The following is a 16,481-nucleotide window of genomic DNA, read 5'->3' as shown; positions in this document are numbered from 1 at the left end:
GACCAGGCACGACCGCGCGTGACCGGCCCGCGCGCAAGGGCGCCCGGCTCCGCCGGTATCGTCGGATACGTCACCGCTGCACCGCTGCTCAGGCGCCCCGGCAGCCCTGGCACCCTTACCCCTCTGACCCGTGGAGACCGCATGTCCGGCCAGCCCACCGCCCGCCGCACCGTGCTGAAGGGCGCCGCTCTCGCAGGCGTCGCCGGGCTGGGAGTGGCCGCCTGTTCGACCGAATCGAAGCTCGGGCACGCCGAGACCCCGACCCCGACCGCGCCCGTCGAGCTCGGCGCCCCCGACGAGATCCCGGTCGGCGAGTCCAAGCTCTACCGCGAGCAGCGCGTCATCGTCAGCTGCCCGGCCAAGGGGCAGTACAAGGCGTTCAGCGCCCAGTGCACCCACGCGGGCTGCCTGCTGGACAAGGTCGAGAAGAACGAGGGGCACTGCCCCTGCCACGGCAGCCTCTTCGACACCACGACCGGCAAGGCTCTGCACGGCCCCGCGACCGTGCCGCTGCCCTCGGTCCCGGTCAAGGTCGAAGGCGGGAAGCTGATCGCGGGCCCCGACGCCTGAACCGGCCGCCCACCGTCGGCCTCACTCCCAGTCCCAGTCGATGCCGACCAGACCGGGCCGCACCCCCTGCTCCACCAGATGAACGGTCCGGTGCCGGCCGGTGAGCGTGAGATCGGTCCGGGCCCCGCGCGGTGCCCCCGCCGAGACCTGCGCGAACCGCCGGCACCGTACCGGCAGCGCCTCCTCGTCGAAGCCGACCTGCAGCACGTACTGCCCGCCGCCGAAGCTGAAGCCGCGGACGTACTCGCCGCACGGCCCTCCCGTACCGTCCTCGAAGCCGTAGCCGAAGAGGTACGTCTCGCCCGCCCGCAGCCGGGTGTCGAAGAGCAGCTCCGCGACCAGTACCCCCGTCTCCGCGTCCCATCGGACCCGCCCCGTCCGGCAGTTCTCCCGGGCGCTCACCGCGACCCGTGCCGGATCGCACCCCGGGTCGCCGCGGTACACGGCGAGATAGCGGTCGACGCCGTCGCGGTGGGCGCGCACGACGTGCTGCGAGCTCCGGACCTCCATCCGGCGGCCGGGACCGATCCGTACCCGCTCCTGATGCCCCACCGTGTGCAGCCCGCCGTCCGAGGGCGACTCCATCGCCGCGAGCAGCCGCTCCACCGCCCCGGAGGCCTCCATCAGGGAGCGGTACGAGCGGGCCGGCGGGCGGTCGGCGTCGGCGCCGGACTCCCCGGATCCCAACAGCCCGAGCAGGGAGTTCCCCGGCAGCTCCAGCACCTCCTCCAGCGCCTTCACCGCCCGCAGGGACTCCGGCCGCTGCGGCCGGCGGGCGCCCTGCTGCCAGTAACTGAGACTGGTCACACCGACCTTGACACCGCGATGCGCCAGATGGTGCTGCACCCGCTGGAGCGGCAGTCCGCGTACCGAGAGTGCGGTGCGGAGCGCCAGATGGAACGGGCCGGTGTGCAGCACCTGCGCCAGTTCGGCCTCGGTGTGCTGCATGCGTCCTCCAGGTGAACGTTCACGACGGGCGACGGCCGGGCCGCGCCGGCGGGTGTGGGACCGCAGGTGGCAGGGGGAGAGCGTTCACGCACCCGCCACCGGCGTTCACACCGCGATGTTCCCCCGCATTGAAGCGTGTTGACCGGCTTCCGACAACGGTTGATGCTCCTCGTCAGCGTCCGGACGCGCTCCTTGGATCCCCCACCCCCCGCCATGGGAGGAACGCCATGCGCAACCGAAGAATCCGGCCGGGACGGCTGTCGGTGACAGCCGTCCTCGCCGCCGTACTGCTCGCCGCCCCCACGGCGACCGCCGCCGCCGATCAGCACCACCACGCCTCCGCTGCCGCCGGTCAGCAGTTCACCGCCTCCTCCGCGACGGGCACCCTCGCCGCCGCCCAGCGGCTGAACATCAGCATGCAGGCCCAGCAGAAGACGAACTGGTGCTGGGCCGCAGCCGGCAACACCATCGCCACCTGGTTCGGCCGGAACTACAGCCAGAACCAGTTCTGCAACGCCGCGTTCGGGCGTGCCCAGGGCTACGAGTGCCCCAACTCGCAGGCCTCGCTCGGCAACGTCCAGGACGGTCTGTACTGGGCCGGCATCAACCCCGGCTCGTATGTCACCGGCTGGCTGCGCTACCCGACCGTGCAGGCCGAGATCACCGCCGGACGTCCGGTGGAGACCCGCATCCAGTGGTCCTCCGGTGGCGGCCACATGCATGTCCTGTACGGGTACGACGACGCGAACAGCTGGGTCTACTGGGGCGATCCCTGGCCCTCCAGCGACCGCTACAACTGGGCCTCGCACGCCTGGTACGTGAACAACAGCGAGTTCTCCTGGACCCACTCGCTCTACCGGATAGGGGCGTGACGGCATGACCTCCACCCGTTCCCCGGGCCTTCCCGCCACGCGGACCGCACGCCGTGCACGTCCGTTCGCCGCCGCACTGGCCGCGAGCGGCGTGCTGGCCGGTGCCGCCCTGCTCACCGTCGCCCCGCAGGCCGCCGCGGCCACCGGGCCCTCGGCCACCCCGGCGGCCCTGGCGGCGGCCCACGAGGCGGCCACCGACGCCACGACCCTGGACACGCTGTCCCGCTTCTTCGCCCGTGAGGGAGCCGTCACCAGGGCGGCCGCCGCACCCCGGATCGAGGGCGCGGCCGTGCCCGTACGCACCCTGTCCGCGGACTTCGTCGCGGGAGAACCCGGGGCGCCCGTCGCCGCACTGGACTACCTGGCCAGCACGGCGGTCTCCTCGGACGGCCAGAAGGCATCACTCTGGACACTCCCCGAACCGGGGAAGGACGGGAACTGGCAGGTGGTGAACATCGCCACCGGCGACGACGAGACCAGGTACGCGGCCGCAGGCGCCCGCAAACTGCCCGGCGGCATCGTCTTCCGCGAACCGCAGATCGACGCCTGGTACGTCCAGAAGGGCAGCCGGGTGCTCCCGCTGGACGGGGACGCAGTGCGTGCGGTCGGCGCGGGCGGCACCACGCTGGCCGCCTACCGCACCCGGGTACGCAATGCGTACGCGGACAAGCTCCCCGGTTCCGGCTACGCCCGCGCGGGCCGTGCGGGCGGCTACGGGCCCACCGGCGCGCAGCCCGCAGAGGGACGGCCCGGGCCCGCCATCGCGGCGGGCACCGCCACGGGCACCGCGCTGACGGCGACCTCCGGGGCGGCGGCCGCGGGCGCCGTCGCCGTACTCGCCCTCTGCGGCGTCACCGTCCTGCGCACCCGCCACCGCCGCAGGACAACGTGACCACGGGGCCCGTCCGGGCCCGATGACCCCGCACTCCGGGACACGTGCCCCCACCCCGTGTCCCGGAGCGCGGCACCATCCCCGGACCACACCGTGCTGTCACTGCCCGCAAGTAGGGTGGGAGCCATGGCAGACCCCTCCAGCTACCGCCCCAAGCCGGGACAGATCCCCGACTCCCCGGGGGTCTACAAATTCCGCGACGAACACCGCCGGGTGATCTACGTCGGGAAGGCGAAGAGCCTGCGCCAGCGCCTGGCCAACTACTTCCAGGACCTGTCCGGCCTCCATCCGCGCACGCGCACGATGGTGACCACCGCCGCGTCCGTGGAGTGGACCGTCGTCTCCACGGAGGTCGAGGCGCTCCAGCTCGAGTACTCCTGGATCAAGGAGTTCGACCCCCGGTTCAACGTCAAGTACCGCGACGACAAGAGCTATCCGTATCTCGCGGTCACGCTCAACGAGGAGTTCCCGCGCGTTCAGGTCATGCGCGGTGCCAAGAAGAAGGGCGTGCGTTACTTCGGTCCGTACGGGCACGCCTGGGCGATCCGCGAGACGGTCGACCTGATGCTCCGGGTCTTCCCGGTACGCACCTGCTCCGCCGGCGTCTTCAAGAACGCCGCCAGGACCGGCCGCCCCTGCCTCCTCGGCTACATCGGCAAGTGCTCGGCCCCCTGCGTCGGACGGATCACCCCCGAGGAGCACCGGGAACTGGCGGACGACTTCTGCGACTTCATGGCCGGCCGCACCGGCACGTACATCCGCCGCCTGGAGAAGGACATGATGGCGGCGGCCGAGGAGATGGAGTATGAGCGCGCGGCCCGCCTGCGCGACGACGTGGAGGCGCTCAAGCGCGCCATGGAGAAGAGCGCCGTCGTCCTCGCCGACGCCACCGACGCCGACCTGATCGCGGTCGCGGAGGACGAGCTGGAGGCTGCGGTCCAGATCTTCCACGTCCGCGGCGGCCGGGTGCGCGGCCAGCGCGGCTGGGTCACCGACAAGGTGGAGAACGTCGACACCTCGGGGCTCGTCGAGCACGCGCTGCAGCAGCTGTACGGCGAGGAGACCGGCGACTCCGTCCCCAAGGAGGTCCTCGTCCCGGCCCTTCCCGAGGACCCCGAGGCGGTCTCCCAGTGGCTGGCCGGCCGCCGGGGCTCCCAGGTCAGCCTGCGCATCCCGCAGCGCGGGGACAAGAAGGACCTGATGGCGACGGTCCAGCGCAACGCCCTGCAGGCCCTCGGACTGCACAAGACCAAGCGCGCCTCCGACCTGACCACCCGGTCCCGGGCCCTGGAGGAGATCGCCGAGGCGCTCGGCCTCGACACGGCCCCGCTGCGCATCGAGTGCTTCGACATCTCCCACCTCCAGGGAGACGACGTGGTGGCGTCGATGGTGGTCTTCGAGGACGGTCTGGCCCGCAAGGGGGAGTACCGCCGCTTCCAGATCAAGGGCTTCGAGGGACAGGACGACGTCCGCTCGATGCACGAGGTGATCAGCCGGCGCTTCCGGCGCTACCTCCAGGAGAAGGAGCGGACAGGGGAGTGGGAGGAAGGCACCGGCACTGACGGTCCGGGGGCCGACAGCCCCGCCGTCGGCCCCGCTACCACGGGACCCGTGCCCGCCGCCCCCGACCAGGACGCGGCCGCCGAGCCCCGTGAGGACGACGGCCGGCCCAAGCGGTTCGCCTACCCGCCGCAGCTCCTGGTGGTCGACGGCGGGCAGCCCCAGGTCGCCGCGGCCAAGCGGGCCCTCGACGAACTGGGGATCGACGACATCGCCGTCTGCGGCCTGGCCAAGCGGCTGGAAGAGGTCTGGCTGCCCGATGACGACGACCCGGTGGTCCTGCCCCGTTCCAGCGAGGGCCTCTACCTCCTCCAGCGCGTCCGCGACGAGGCACACCGCTTCGCCATCACCTACCAGCGCGCCAAACGGGCCAAGCGCATCCGCTCCAGCCCCCTGGACGCGGTCTCCGGTCTGGGAGAGACCCGGAAACAGGCGTTGATCAAGCATTTCGGCTCCGTGAAGAAGCTGCGGCAGGCGACAATCGACGAGATCTGCGAGGTTCCGGGGATAGGCCGCAGGACGGCGGAATCAGTGGCTGTCGCCCTCGCCGCGGCCGCCCCGGCCACGCCCGCCGTGAACACGGCCACAGGAGAGATCATTGAAGAGGACGACGGGGGCAGCACGGCATGACCGAGAACGAGAATGAACACGGGCACGACCGCACAGACCGAGCAGACGGAGCAGCAGACGTGAGTACGGGCACCTCGATCGAGACGGGCGACAGCACGGTGGCCATCCCCGAGCTGGTGATCATCTCCGGAATGTCGGGCGCGGGCCGCAGCACGGCGGCCAAGTGTCTGGAGGACCTCGGCTGGTTCGTCGTCGACAACCTGCCGCCCGCGCTGATCCCCACCATGGTGGAGCTCGGCGCCCGCTCGCAGGGCAACGTGGCACGGATCGCCGTCGTCGTCGACGTCCGCGGCCGTCGCTTCTTCGACAACCTGCGGGAGTCCCTCGCCGACCTGGAGTCCAAGGGCGTCACCCGCCGGATCGTCTTCCTGGAGTCCTCCGACGACGCCCTGGTCCGACGCTTCGAGTCGGTCCGCCGACCGCACCCCCTCCAGGGCGACGGCCGCATCGTCGACGGGATCGCCGCCGAGCGCGACCTGCTGCGCGAGCTGCGCGGCGACGCCGACCTGGTGATCGACACCTCCAGCCTCAACGTGCACGAACTGCGCGCCAAGATGGACGCCCAGTTCGCGGGCGACGAGGAGCCGGAGCTCCGCGCCACCGTGATGTCCTTCGGCTTCAAGTACGGGCTGCCCGTCGACGCCGACCTCGTGGTGGACTGCCGCTTCCTGCCCAACCCGCACTGGGTCCCCGAGCTGCGCCCCTTCACCGGCCTCAACGAGGAGGTGTCCGCGTACGTCTTCGACCAGCCGGGCGCCAAGGAGTTCCTCAACCAGTACACGGAACTGCTCCAGCTCGTCGCCGCGGGTTACCGCCGCGAGGGCAAGCGGTACGTGACCATCGCCGTCGGCTGCACGGGCGGCAAGCACCGTTCGGTGGCCATGTCGGAGAAGCTGTCCGCCCGGCTCGCCGCCGAGGGCATCGAGACCGTGCTCGTGCACCGGGACATGGGGCGCGAGTGACCAGTCGCAACATGCGTCTGCGCAGACTGCGCAGGGGCACCCCGCTGTCGGGCCGCAAGCGCGGCGCACAGCCCAAGGTCGTCGCGCTCGGCGGCGGCATGGGTCTGTCCGCCTCGCTCACCGCGCTGCGGCGGATCACCGGAGACCTGACCGCGGTGGTCACCGTCGCCGACGACGGCGGATCCAGCGGCCGGCTCCGCGAGGAGCTGGGCGTCCTGCCACCCGGCGATCTGCGCAAGGCGCTGGCCGCCCTGTGCGGCGACGACGACTGGGGCCAGACCTGGGCCCAGGTCATCCAGCACCGCTTCCAGTCCAAGGGCGACCTGCACGAACACGCGGTCGGCAATCTGCTGATCGTCGCCCTGTGGGAGCAGCTCGGCGACCACGTGCAGGCCCTGGACCTGGTCGGCAAGCTCCTCGGCGCGCACGGCCGGGTGCTGCCCATGTCCGCCGTGCCGCTGGAGCTCCAGGCCCTCGTCAAGGGGCACGACCCCGACCACCCGGACCAGGTGGACACGGTGCGCGGCCAGGCCACCGTGGCGCTCACCCCGGGCGAGGTCCAGTCCGTGCACGTGGTCCCGCACGACCCGCCGGCCGTCCCCGAAGCGGTCGCCGCGGTCCTGGACGCGGACTGGGTGGTGCTCGGTCCCGGGTCCTGGTTCTCCTCCGTCATTCCGCATCTGCTCGTGCCCGATCTGCTGGACGCACTGATCGAGACGAAGGCCCGGAAGGTCCTCTCGCTGAACCTCGCACCGCAACCCGGTGAAACAGATGGCTTCTCTCCGCAGCGTCATTTGGAGGTTTTGGGACGACACGCCCCTAAACTCGCCTTGGACGTGGTGCTGGCCGACGAGGCCGCCGTGCCCGACCGCGAGTCCCTCGTCGATGCCGCGAAACGGCTCGGCGCCGCGGTCGAGCTGGCGCCCGTGGCCTCACCCGACGGCGATCCGATTCATGACCCGGAGCTGTTGGCTGCCGCGTACGACCGTATTTTTCGGATGCATGGAAGGATCGGCCCATGGCGATGACGCCAGCGGTGAAGGACGAAATCTCTCGGCTTCCCGTAACCCGGACCTGCTGCAGGAAGGCAGAAGTCTCGGCGATTCTTCGGTTCGCGGGTGGGCTGCACCTGGTGAGCGGCCGGATTGTGATCGAGGCGGAGCTGGACACCGCGATGGCGGCGCGCCGGCTGAAGCGGGACATTCTCGAGATCTTCGGGCACAGCTCGGAGCTCATCGTGATGGCGCCCGGCGGGCTGCGGCGCGGCTCGCGCTACGTCGTGCGCGTGGTGGCGGGCGGCGACCAGCTTGCCCGCCAGACCGGCCTGGTGGACGGCCGGGGCCGTCCCATCCGCGGACTTCCCCCGCAGGTGGTCTCGGGGGCCACCTGTGATGCCGAGGCCGCCTGGCGCGGGGCCTTCCTGGCCCACGGCTCGCTCACCGAGCCGGGCCGCTCCTCCTCCCTGGAGGTGACCTGCCCCGGTCCGGAGGCCGCGCTCGCGCTGGTCGGCGCCGCCCGCAGGCTCTCCATCGCGGCGAAGGCCCGAGAGGTGCGTGGCGTGGACCGCGTCGTCGTCCGGGACGGTGACGCCATCGGCGCGCTGCTGACCCGGCTCGGCGCCCACGAGTCGGTGCTGGCCTGGGAGGAGCGGCGGATGCGGCGCGAGGTCCGCGCCACCGCCAACCGGCTCGCCAACTTCGACGACGCGAACCTGCGCCGGTCCGCCCGGGCCGCGGTGGCCGCAGGCGCCCGGGTGGGGCGCGCGCTGGAGATCCTCGGCGAGGAGGTCCCCGAGCACCTCGCGGCGGCCGGACGGCTGCGCATGGAGCACAAGCAGGCCTCCCTGGAGGAGCTGGGCGCGCTCGCCGACCCGCCGCTGACCAAGGACGCCGTCGCCGGACGGATCCGCCGCCTCCTGGCGATGGCCGACAAGCGGGCCCAGGACCTCGGCATCCCGAGCACGGAATCCACTCTCAGCGAAGAGCTGGCCGACGGCCTGGTCGGCTGATCCGCGCCCCCTGCCGGCGAGCTGCGGGGGGAACGCGCCGCGCACCCGCGGGCGTTGACGCTGCGTAATCGCCGCAGCGAGGGGGACCGGACAACCGGAAGCCCGTACTCCTACTGGGGAGTACGGGCTTCCGCCGTTCCTATGGCCCCGCTCGATGTCACCCCGAAGGCTTCGGAGAGGTAGGGTCGGAGGCGGTCGGGGACATCCCATACAACTCGCCGGCGTCGAAAACCGGCGTACCTAACGAGGAGATCGGTTCGTGACGATCCGCGTAGGCATCAACGGCTTTGGCCGCATCGGTCGTAACTACTTCCGCGCGCTGCTGGAGCAGGGTGCGGACATCGAGATCGTGGCTGTCAACGACCTGGGTGACACTGCGACCACGGCCCACCTGCTGAAGTACGACACCATTCTGGGTCGTCTCAAGGCAGAGGTGAGCCACACCGCCGACACCATCACCGTCGACGGCCACACCATCAAGGTGCTCTCGGAGCGCAACCCGGCAGACATCCCGTGGGGTGAGCTGGGCGTCGACATCGTCATCGAGTCGACCGGCATCTTCACCAAGAAGGCCGACGCCGCCAAGCACATCGCGGGCGGCGCCAAGAAGGTCCTCATCTCGGCTCCGGCCAAGGACGAGGACATCACCATCGTGATGGGCGTCAACCAGGACAAGTACGACGCGGCCAACCACCACGTCATCTCCAATGCCTCCTGCACCACCAACTGTGTGGCGCCGATGGCCAAGGTTATCGACGAGAACTTCGGCATCGTCAAGGGCCTGATGACGACGGTCCACGCGTACACGAACGACCAGCGCATCCTGGACTTCCCGCACTCCGACCTGCGTCGCGCCCGCGCCGCCGCGGAGAACATCATCCCGACCACGACGGGTGCCGCCAAGGCCACCGCCCTGGTCCTGCCGCAGCTCAAGGGCAAGCTCGACGGTATCGCGATGCGTGTTCCGGTCCCGACCGGTTCCGCCACCGACCTCGTCGTGACGCTGCAGCGCGAGGTCACCAAGGACGAGGTCAACGCCGCCTTCAAGAAGGCGTCCGACGACGGCGACCTGAAGGGCTTCCTGACGTACACCGAGGACCCGATCGTGTCCTCGGACATCGTCGGCGACCCGTCGTCCTGCACCTTCGACTCCTCCCTGACCATGGTCCAGGAAGGCAGCACGGTGAAGATCCTCGGCTGGTACGACAACGAGTGGGGTTACTCCAACCGCCTCGTCGACCTGACCGTCTTCGTCGGCGGCCAGCTCTGATCCCAGGATCGGCAGGCACCTCGATGTGAGCACGGGGCTCGAACGGCGCAACGCAGCGCCGTTCGGGCCCCGCTGCATGCTCTCTCGTCCTCCAAGGAGTCCAGACAGATGAAGACGATCGACGAACTTCTCGCCGAAGGGGTCAGCGGCAAGCGCGTATTCGTCCGCGCCGACCTCAACGTGCCGCTCAGCGGCACCACCATCACCGACGACGGCCGCATCCGCGCCGTCCAGCCGACCGTGGCGAAGCTGGCCGAGGCCGGCGCCCGCGTCGTCGTCGCCTCGCACCTGGGCCGTCCCAAGGGCGCCCCGGACCCGGCGTTCTCGCTGGCCCCCGCGGCCACCCGCCTCGGTGAGCTGCTCGGGACCGACGTGGCCTTCGCGACCGACACGGTCGGCGAGTCCGCCCGCGCCACCGTCGCCGCGCTCACCGACGGCCAGGTCGCCGTCATCGAGAACCTCCGCTTCAACGCCGGCGAGACCTCGAAGGACGACGCCGAGCGCGGTGCCTTCGCCGACCAGCTGGCCGAGCTCGCCGATCTGTACGTGGGTGACGGCTTCGGTGCCGTGCACCGCAAGCACGCCTCGGTCTTCGACCTCCCGGCCAGGCTCCCGCATGCCGCGGGCGACCTGATCGCCACCGAGGTCGGCGTCCTGAAGAAGCTCACCGACGACGTGCAGCGCCCCTACGCGGTCGTGCTCGGCGGCGCCAAGGTCTCCGACAAGCTCGGCGTCATCGACCACCTCCTGGAGCGCGCCGACCGCATCCTCATCGGCGGCGGCATGGCGTACACCTTCCTCAAGGCCCAGGGCCACGAGGTCGGCAGTTCGCTGCTGCAGGAGGACCAGATCCCGGTCGTGCAGGAGTACCTCAAGCGCGCCGCGGAGAAGGGCGTGGAGTTCGTGCTCCCCGTCGACGTCGTGGTCGCCCCGGCGTTCCCCGACCTCAAGACCAAGGCCCCGGCCCACTCCACCACCGTCGCCGCCGACGCCATGCCGGCCGGTCAGATGGGACTGGACAACGGCCCGGAGACCAACAAGCTCTACGCATCGAAGCTCGCCGACGCGGCCACCGTCTTCTGGAACGGTCCGATGGGCGTCTTCGAGCACCCCGATTTCGCCGAGGGCACCAGGGCGGTCGCCCAGGCCCTCGTCGACTCCTCGGGCTTCAGCGTGGTCGGCGGTGGCGACTCCGCCGCCGCGGTCCGCATCCTGGGCTTCGACGAGAACGCGTTCGGACACATCTCGACCGGTGGCGGCGCCAGCCTCGAATACCTCGAGGGCAAGACGCTTCCCGGCCTCGCCGCACTGGAGGACTGACCTTTCATGACCACTCGCACCCCGCTGATGGCGGGCAACTGGAAGATGAACCTCAACCACCTCGAGGCCATCGCCCACGTCCAGAAGCTCGCCTTCGCCCTGGCCGACAAGGACTACGACGCCGTGGAGGTCGCCGTCCTGCCGCCCTTCACCGACCTGCGCTCCGTGCAGACGCTGGTCGACGGCGACAAGCTGAAGATCAAGTACGGCGCCCAGGACATCTCGGCGCACGACTCCGGCGCGTACACCGGTGAGATCTCCGGCCCCATGCTCGCCAAGCTGAAGTGCACCTTCGTCGCCGTCGGCCACAGCGAGCGCCGCCAGTACCACGCGGAGACCGACGAGGTCTGCAACGCCAAGGTGAAGGCCGCCTACAAGCACGGCCTGACCCCGATCCTGTGCGTCGGTGAGGGCCTGGACATCCGCAAGGCCGGTGACCAGGTCGCGTACACGCTCGCCCAGCTCGACGGCGCGCTCAAGGACATCCCGGCCGAGCAGGCCGAGACCATCGTGATCGCCTACGAGCCGGTCTGGGCCATCGGCACCGGCGAGGTCGCCACCCCCGAGGACGCGCAGGAGGTCTGCGGTGCGATCCGTGTCCGCCTGGCCGAGCTGTACTCGCAGGAGCTGGCCGACGCGGTCCGCATCCAGTACGGCGGCTCGGTGAAGTCCGGCAACGTGGCCGCGATCATGGCGCAGCCCGATGTGGACGGCGCACTGATCGGCGGCGCCGCACTGGACGCCGACGAGTTCGTCAAGATCGTCCGCTTCCGCGACCAGTGAGTATGCGCTAGCGCGGATCCGTCGTACCCTTGCGGGGGCCAGGAGGGCAGCCTCCCGGCCCCCGTTGTTCGCACATGCAGTCAGGAATTCCGGAAAGTAGGGACCAGCCGTGATTTTGGGGTTCGAGATCGCCCTGATCGTCTTCAGCCTGCTGCTGATGCTGCTGGTGCTGATGCACAAGGGGAAGGGCGGCGGCCTTTCCGACATGTTCGGTGGCGGAATGCAGTCCTCCGTCGGCGGTTCCTCGGTCGCCGAGCGCAACCTCGACCGGATCACCGTCGTGGTCGGTCTGGGCTGGTTCGCATGCATCGTGGTGCTTGGTCTGCTCATCAAGCTGGACAACTGACCCGTCGTACGCGATTCCGGTGAGGGTGTAACTCCAACCACTGGACGCGCGTTGGGCCTTACGTAGACTGGGGCATCTTCGAGCACCATCACGCAGGGAGTTACGACCGTGGCAAGTGGCAACGCGATCCGGGGAAGCCGGGTCGGAGCGGGGCCGATGGGGGAGGCCGAGCGCGGCGAGTCCGCGCCCCGGGCCCGCATCTCCTTCTGGTGCTCGAACGGGCACGAGACGCAGCCGAGCTTCGCCCATGACGCGCAGGTACCGGAGACCTGGGACTGCCCGCGCTGTGGATTCCCGGCCGGCCAGGACCGGGACAGCCCGCCGGACCCGCCGCGCACCGAGCCGTACAAGACGCACCTCGCGTACGTGCGCGAGCGCCGCAGCGACGCGGACGGTGAGGCGATCCTCGCGGAGGCCCTCGCCAAACTCCGCGGCGAGATCTGAACCCTCTCGTGCCCCAGTAGAAGTTGTTCACCGGCCGGACACCCCCAGGGTGTCCGGCCGGAACGCTTCTGCCGTGCCGCAGCCCGCCGTTGTCCCGTCCGCCGCCCTGATCAATTAAGTTGGAGGGGCAGCGGGGAACTGCGGTTACGAGAAGAAGTGGGCTGATGTCCGGGATGAACGCACAAAGCCGAACCAGGCTCAACCAGACGCCGGAATGGACCGCGCTGGGCAAGCACCGTGAGCAGCTCGGGAAGACCCATTTGCGACAGCTGTTCGCGGACGACCCCGAGCGCGGCACGGAATACCGCCTGCGCGTCGGTGACCTGTACGTCGACTACTCCAAGCAACTGGTCACCGACGAGACGCTCCGGCTGCTGCGTGAGCTCGCCGGGGCCACCGGGGTCGCCGAGCTGCGGGACGCGATGTTCCGCGGCGACAAGATCAACACCACCGAGGACCGCGCCGTCCTGCACACCGCGCTCCGCGCCCCGCGCGATGCCGTGATCGAGGCCGACGGCGAGAACGTGGTGCCCGCCGTGCACGCCGTGCTCGACAAGATGACCGCCTTCTCCGACCGTGTCAGGTCCGGCGAGTGGACCGGCCACACCGGCAAGCCGATCAAGAACATCGTCAACATCGGCATCGGCGGCTCCGACCTCGGACCCGCCATGGCGTACGAGGTGCTGCGCTCCTTCACGGACCGCTCGCTCACCGTCCGCTTCGTTTCCAACGTCGACGGCGCCGACCTGCACGAGGCCGTGCACGACCTCGACCCGGCCGAGACGCTCTTCGTCATCGCGTCGAAGACCTTCACCACGATCGAGACGATCACCAACGCCACCTCGGCCCGTGACTGGCTCCTGACGGGTCTGAGGGCGGGTCATGACGCGGTGGCCAAGCACTTCGTGGCCCTGTCGACCAACGCGGAGAAGGTCTCCGACTTCGGCATCGACACCGCCAACATGTTCGAGTTCTGGGACTGGGTCGGCGGCCGTTACTCGTACGACTCGGCCATCGGCCTCTCGCTGATGATCGCCATCGGTCCGGACCGGTTCCGCGAGATGCTCGACGGCTTCCACCTCGTCGACGAGCACTTCCGCACCGCCCCGGCCGAGGAGAACGTCCCGCTGCTGCTGGGCCTGCTGGGTGTCTGGTACGGCGCGTTCTTCGACGCCCAGTCGCACGCCGTGCTGCCCTACAGCCACTATCTGTCCAAGTTCACGGCGTACTTGCAGCAGCTCGACATGGAGTCCAACGGCAAGTCCGTGGACCGGGACGGCAATCCGGTCGACTGGCAGACCGGTCCGGTCGTCTGGGGCACCCCCGGCACCAACGGCCAGCACGCCTACTACCAACTGATCCACCAGGGCACCAAGGTCATCCCGGCCGACTTCATCGGCTTCGCCGAGCCGGTCGACGCACTGCTGCCCGGCCTGGTCGCCCAGCACGACCTGCTGATGGCCAACTTCTTCGCCCAGACCCAGGCCCTGGCCTTCGGCAAGACCCCCGACGAGGTGCGCGCCGAGGGCGTCCCCGAGGAACTGGTGCCGCACAAGACCTTCCTCGGCAACCACCCGACGACGACGATCCTCGCCGACCGGCTGACCCCGTCCGTGCTCGGCCAGCTCATCGCGCTGTACGAGCACAAGGTCTTCGTCCAGGGCGCCGTATGGAACATCGACTCCTTCGACCAGTGGGGCGTCGAGCTCGGCAAGGTCCTCGCCAAGAAGATCGAGCCGGTGCTGACCGAGGGCAAGGGCGCGGAGGAGCTGGACAGTTCGACCGCCGCGCTCGTCACCGCCTACCGCGAGTTGCGGGGGCGCTGAGCGCATGGCCGAGGGGGGCGGGGACGTACGGCTGCGGGCTCCGGCACACACGCTGGACCCGCGGGCCGTCGGCTGGTGGCGGACACAGTGGCTGCTGCTGACGGCACTGCCGGTGGTGGTCCTGGCCGTGCTGGGCGTGTTCATCCCGTCCGCCCGGCCCTGGCTGCTGCTGTCCGCCGCCGCGCTCGCGGTCCTCGGTACCGGCTGCGCCGTCCTCGTCCCCCTCTGGTGGTTCCGTACGCACCGCTGGGAGGTCACCGACGAGGCGGTGTACGTCCGGACGGGGGTGCTGTGGCAGGAGTGGCGGATCGCGCCGATGTCCCGGATCCAGACCGTGGACACCGTGCGCGGCCCCCTCGAACAGCTCTACAGGCTCGCCACGGTCACCGTCACCACCGCCTCGTCCAAGGGCCCCGTCCGGATCGAGGGCCTCGACCACGAGCTGGCGGCCGAGCTCGCCGAGCGGCTGACCCGGATCACCCAGGACACCCCCGGTGACGCCACATGAGCACCGCCGCCCCGCCCGGGGACTGGCGCCGGCTCGACCGGCGTACGGTCCTGGCCACCGCCCTCGTCACGGCGGGCGTGGCGGCCGGAGCCGCCGTACCGACCACGCTCGGGCTCTCCGGACGGTTCGGGTTCGCCGCCGCCGTCAGCTGGGTGGCGGCGGGCGCGGCCCTGCTGATCGCGGGCAGCGCCGGCGCCGACTACCTGCGCTGGCGCCGGACCCGCTACCGCGTCGGCGCCGACCGGGTCGAGCTCCACACCGGCCTCCTGCTCATCAGGAAGCGCTCCCTCGCACGGGAACGCATCCGCAGCGTCGACCTCACCGCCCACCTGCTCCAGCGCATCCTCGGCCTCGTCACCGTCCGCATCGGCACCGGTGAGCACCACGGCGACGACTCCACCCTGGAACTCGACCCGGTCCTGCGCGCCGAGGGCGAACGGCTGCGCCGCGCGCTCCTGGAACGCGGCCTCACCGAGGCGTCCGGCAGCCACCGCGAGGGCGAACTCGTCACGCTCGACCCGCGCTGGATCCGCTACGCACCGGTCTCGTTCGTCGCCCCGGCACTCGGTGGCGCCGCGGCTGGGGCCGTGCTGCAGGTCAGCGACTGGTTCGGGGCGCAGGGCCAGGTGATCGAGTGGGCGAGCGACCGGTTGCGGGACTTCTCCCTGCCCTCCGTGATCGTGCTCGTCGTGCTCGCCGCGACGCTCGCCGGCGTCGTGGGCGCGCTGGGGCTCTGGGTCGAGATGTGGTGGAACTACCGCCTCGAACGCGAACCGGGCGGCACCCTGCGCATCCGGCGCGGACTGCTCACCTCCCGGTCCGTCTCCATCGAGGAGCGGCGGCTGCGCGGCGTCGACCTCGTCGAGCCGCTCGGCGTCCGGCTCCTGGGCGCCGCCCGGGTCGACGCCATCACCACCGGACTGGCCAAGGACGACGAGGAACAGCACGGCGACCACAACACCCTGCTGCCCGCCGCTCCCCGGCAGGTAGCCGACGGGGCCGCAGCCGCGGTGCTGCGTGAGGCGGTGTCCCCGACCGGTGCCGCGCTGACGGCGCATCCGCCCGCCGCGCGCGGCCGCCGGATGCGCCGGGCGTACTGGGCGGTCCTGGTACCCGTTCTGGTCCAGGCCCTGCTCGGCGCCCTGCTGACGCCGGTCCTGCTCTGGACCGCGCTCGGCTGCGCGGCCGTCGGGCTGCCCGTCGGGGTGCTGCTGGCGCGCGACGCCTACCGCGGTCTCGGTCATGCCCTCAGCGGCGGCTACCTGGTGACCCGCTCGGGCACCCTGCGCCGCTCCACCGCCGCGCTGGAGCGGGCCGGGGTGATCGGCTGGACGGTCCGGCAGTCGTACTTCCAGCGACGGGCCGGGGTACTGAACATCACCGCGACGACGGCCGCGGGAGCGGGTGCCTACACGGTGTACGACGCGGACGCGTCCGAGGGCCTCGCCTTCGCCTCCGAGGCCGTGCCGGGGCTGCTGGAGCCCTTTCTGGAGCGGAACCCGCCGGGGGAGTGAGGCTCGTTCCCCGGCTCCGCCGAAGGGG

The 16,481-nt window shown here is 70.8% G+C and carries 16 protein-coding genes; 15 read left to right on the top strand and 1 reads right to left on the bottom strand.

All coding sequences use genetic code 11. The annotated features are described in order from the left end of the window. The first annotated feature begins 141 nt into the window (after positions 1–141). A complete protein-coding gene (locus tag OG446_RS07750; RefSeq protein WP_328893314.1) occupies positions 142–570 on the top strand; it encodes a Rieske (2Fe-2S) protein in 429 nt (142 codons plus the stop codon). Positions 571–591: 21 nt separating this feature from the next. Here OG446_RS07750 and OG446_RS07745 read toward each other — a convergent pair whose 3' ends face one another. Continuing rightward, positions 592–1,518: a hypothetical protein gene (locus tag OG446_RS07745; RefSeq protein WP_328893313.1), complete on the bottom strand. Its 927-nt coding sequence runs from the start codon at positions 1,516–1,518 to the stop codon at positions 592–594. Positions 1,519–1,745: 227 nt separating this feature from the next. On the opposite strand from OG446_RS07745, the gene OG446_RS07740 reads away from it, so the two are divergent. The 14 genes from OG446_RS07740 (at position 1,746) to OG446_RS07675 (ending at position 16,453) form a co-directional block, all read left to right on the top strand. Next, positions 1,746–2,390: a papain-like cysteine protease family protein gene (locus OG446_RS07740; protein ID WP_328893312.1), complete on the top strand. Its 645-nt coding sequence runs from the start codon at positions 1,746–1,748 to the stop codon at positions 2,388–2,390. A gap of 4 nt (positions 2,391–2,394) precedes the next feature. Continuing rightward, positions 2,395–3,282, top strand: coding sequence for a hypothetical protein (locus OG446_RS07735; protein ID WP_328893311.1), 888 nt, complete (start codon positions 2,395–2,397; stop codon positions 3,280–3,282). Between the two features lie 126 nt (positions 3,283–3,408). After that, complete coding sequence (gene uvrC, locus OG446_RS07730; protein ID WP_328893310.1) at positions 3,409–5,472, top strand: excinuclease ABC subunit UvrC; 2,064 nt, start codon at positions 3,409–3,411, stop codon at positions 5,470–5,472. Further along, positions 5,469–6,434 (top strand): RNase adapter RapZ, encoded by a 966-nt coding sequence (gene rapZ / locus OG446_RS07725; RefSeq protein WP_328893309.1) that lies wholly within the window; start codon positions 5,469–5,471, stop codon positions 6,432–6,434. Before uvrC ends, rapZ begins: the two co-directional genes overlap by 4 nt. Then, the gene (locus tag OG446_RS07720) at positions 6,431–7,462 is read left to right on the top strand and encodes a gluconeogenesis factor YvcK family protein (protein WP_328893308.1); all 1,032 of its coding nucleotides are present in this window, start codon (positions 6,431–6,433) and stop codon (positions 7,460–7,462) included. Before rapZ ends, OG446_RS07720 begins: the two co-directional genes overlap by 4 nt. Then, a complete protein-coding gene (gene whiA / locus OG446_RS07715) occupies positions 7,453–8,442 on the top strand; it encodes a DNA-binding protein WhiA (protein ID WP_024494235.1) in 990 nt (329 codons plus the stop codon). The genes OG446_RS07720 and whiA overlap by 10 nt, the downstream gene beginning before the upstream one ends. Positions 8,443–8,701: 259 nt before the next feature. Next, entirely contained in the window at positions 8,702–9,712 is a 1,011-nt protein-coding gene (gap, locus tag OG446_RS07710; protein ID WP_328893307.1) for a type I glyceraldehyde-3-phosphate dehydrogenase, read from the top strand. A 108-nt stretch (positions 9,713–9,820) separates the two neighbouring features. Beyond that, positions 9,821–11,032, top strand: a complete 1,212-nt coding sequence (locus tag OG446_RS07705) for a phosphoglycerate kinase (protein ID WP_328893306.1) — start codon at positions 9,821–9,823, stop codon at positions 11,030–11,032. A 6-nt stretch (positions 11,033–11,038) separates the two neighbouring features. Beyond that, positions 11,039–11,815: a triose-phosphate isomerase gene (gene tpiA / locus OG446_RS07700; RefSeq protein WP_136328652.1), complete on the top strand. Its 777-nt coding sequence runs from the start codon at positions 11,039–11,041 to the stop codon at positions 11,813–11,815. A gap of 109 nt (positions 11,816–11,924) precedes the next feature. Then, positions 11,925–12,161 carry a preprotein translocase subunit SecG gene (secG, locus tag OG446_RS07695; protein WP_018104607.1) on the top strand — a complete coding sequence of 79 codons (237 nt, stop codon included), beginning with the start codon at positions 11,925–11,927 and terminating at the stop codon, positions 12,159–12,161. 108 nt (positions 12,162–12,269) lie between these two features. Further along, complete coding sequence (locus OG446_RS07690) at positions 12,270–12,605, top strand: RNA polymerase-binding protein RbpA (RefSeq protein ID WP_078622699.1); 336 nt, start codon at positions 12,270–12,272, stop codon at positions 12,603–12,605. A 173-nt stretch (positions 12,606–12,778) separates the two neighbouring features. Next, positions 12,779–14,431, top strand: a complete 1,653-nt coding sequence (gene pgi / locus OG446_RS07685) for a glucose-6-phosphate isomerase (protein WP_328893305.1) — start codon at positions 12,779–12,781, stop codon at positions 14,429–14,431. 4 nt (positions 14,432–14,435) lie between these two features. Further along, positions 14,436–14,939 (top strand): PH domain-containing protein, encoded by a 504-nt coding sequence (locus OG446_RS07680; protein WP_328893304.1) that lies wholly within the window; start codon positions 14,436–14,438, stop codon positions 14,937–14,939. Beyond that, entirely contained in the window at positions 14,936–16,453 is a 1,518-nt protein-coding gene (locus OG446_RS07675) for a PH domain-containing protein (protein ID WP_328893303.1), read from the top strand. Before OG446_RS07680 ends, OG446_RS07675 begins: the two co-directional genes overlap by 4 nt. Positions 16,454–16,481 lie beyond the last annotated feature (28 nt).

The organism is Streptomyces sp. NBC_00236, from assembly GCF_036195045.1.
Lineage (GTDB): Bacteria > Actinomycetota > Actinomycetes > Streptomycetales > Streptomycetaceae > Streptomyces.
This window is presented reverse-complemented; position numbering and strand designations above follow the sequence as displayed.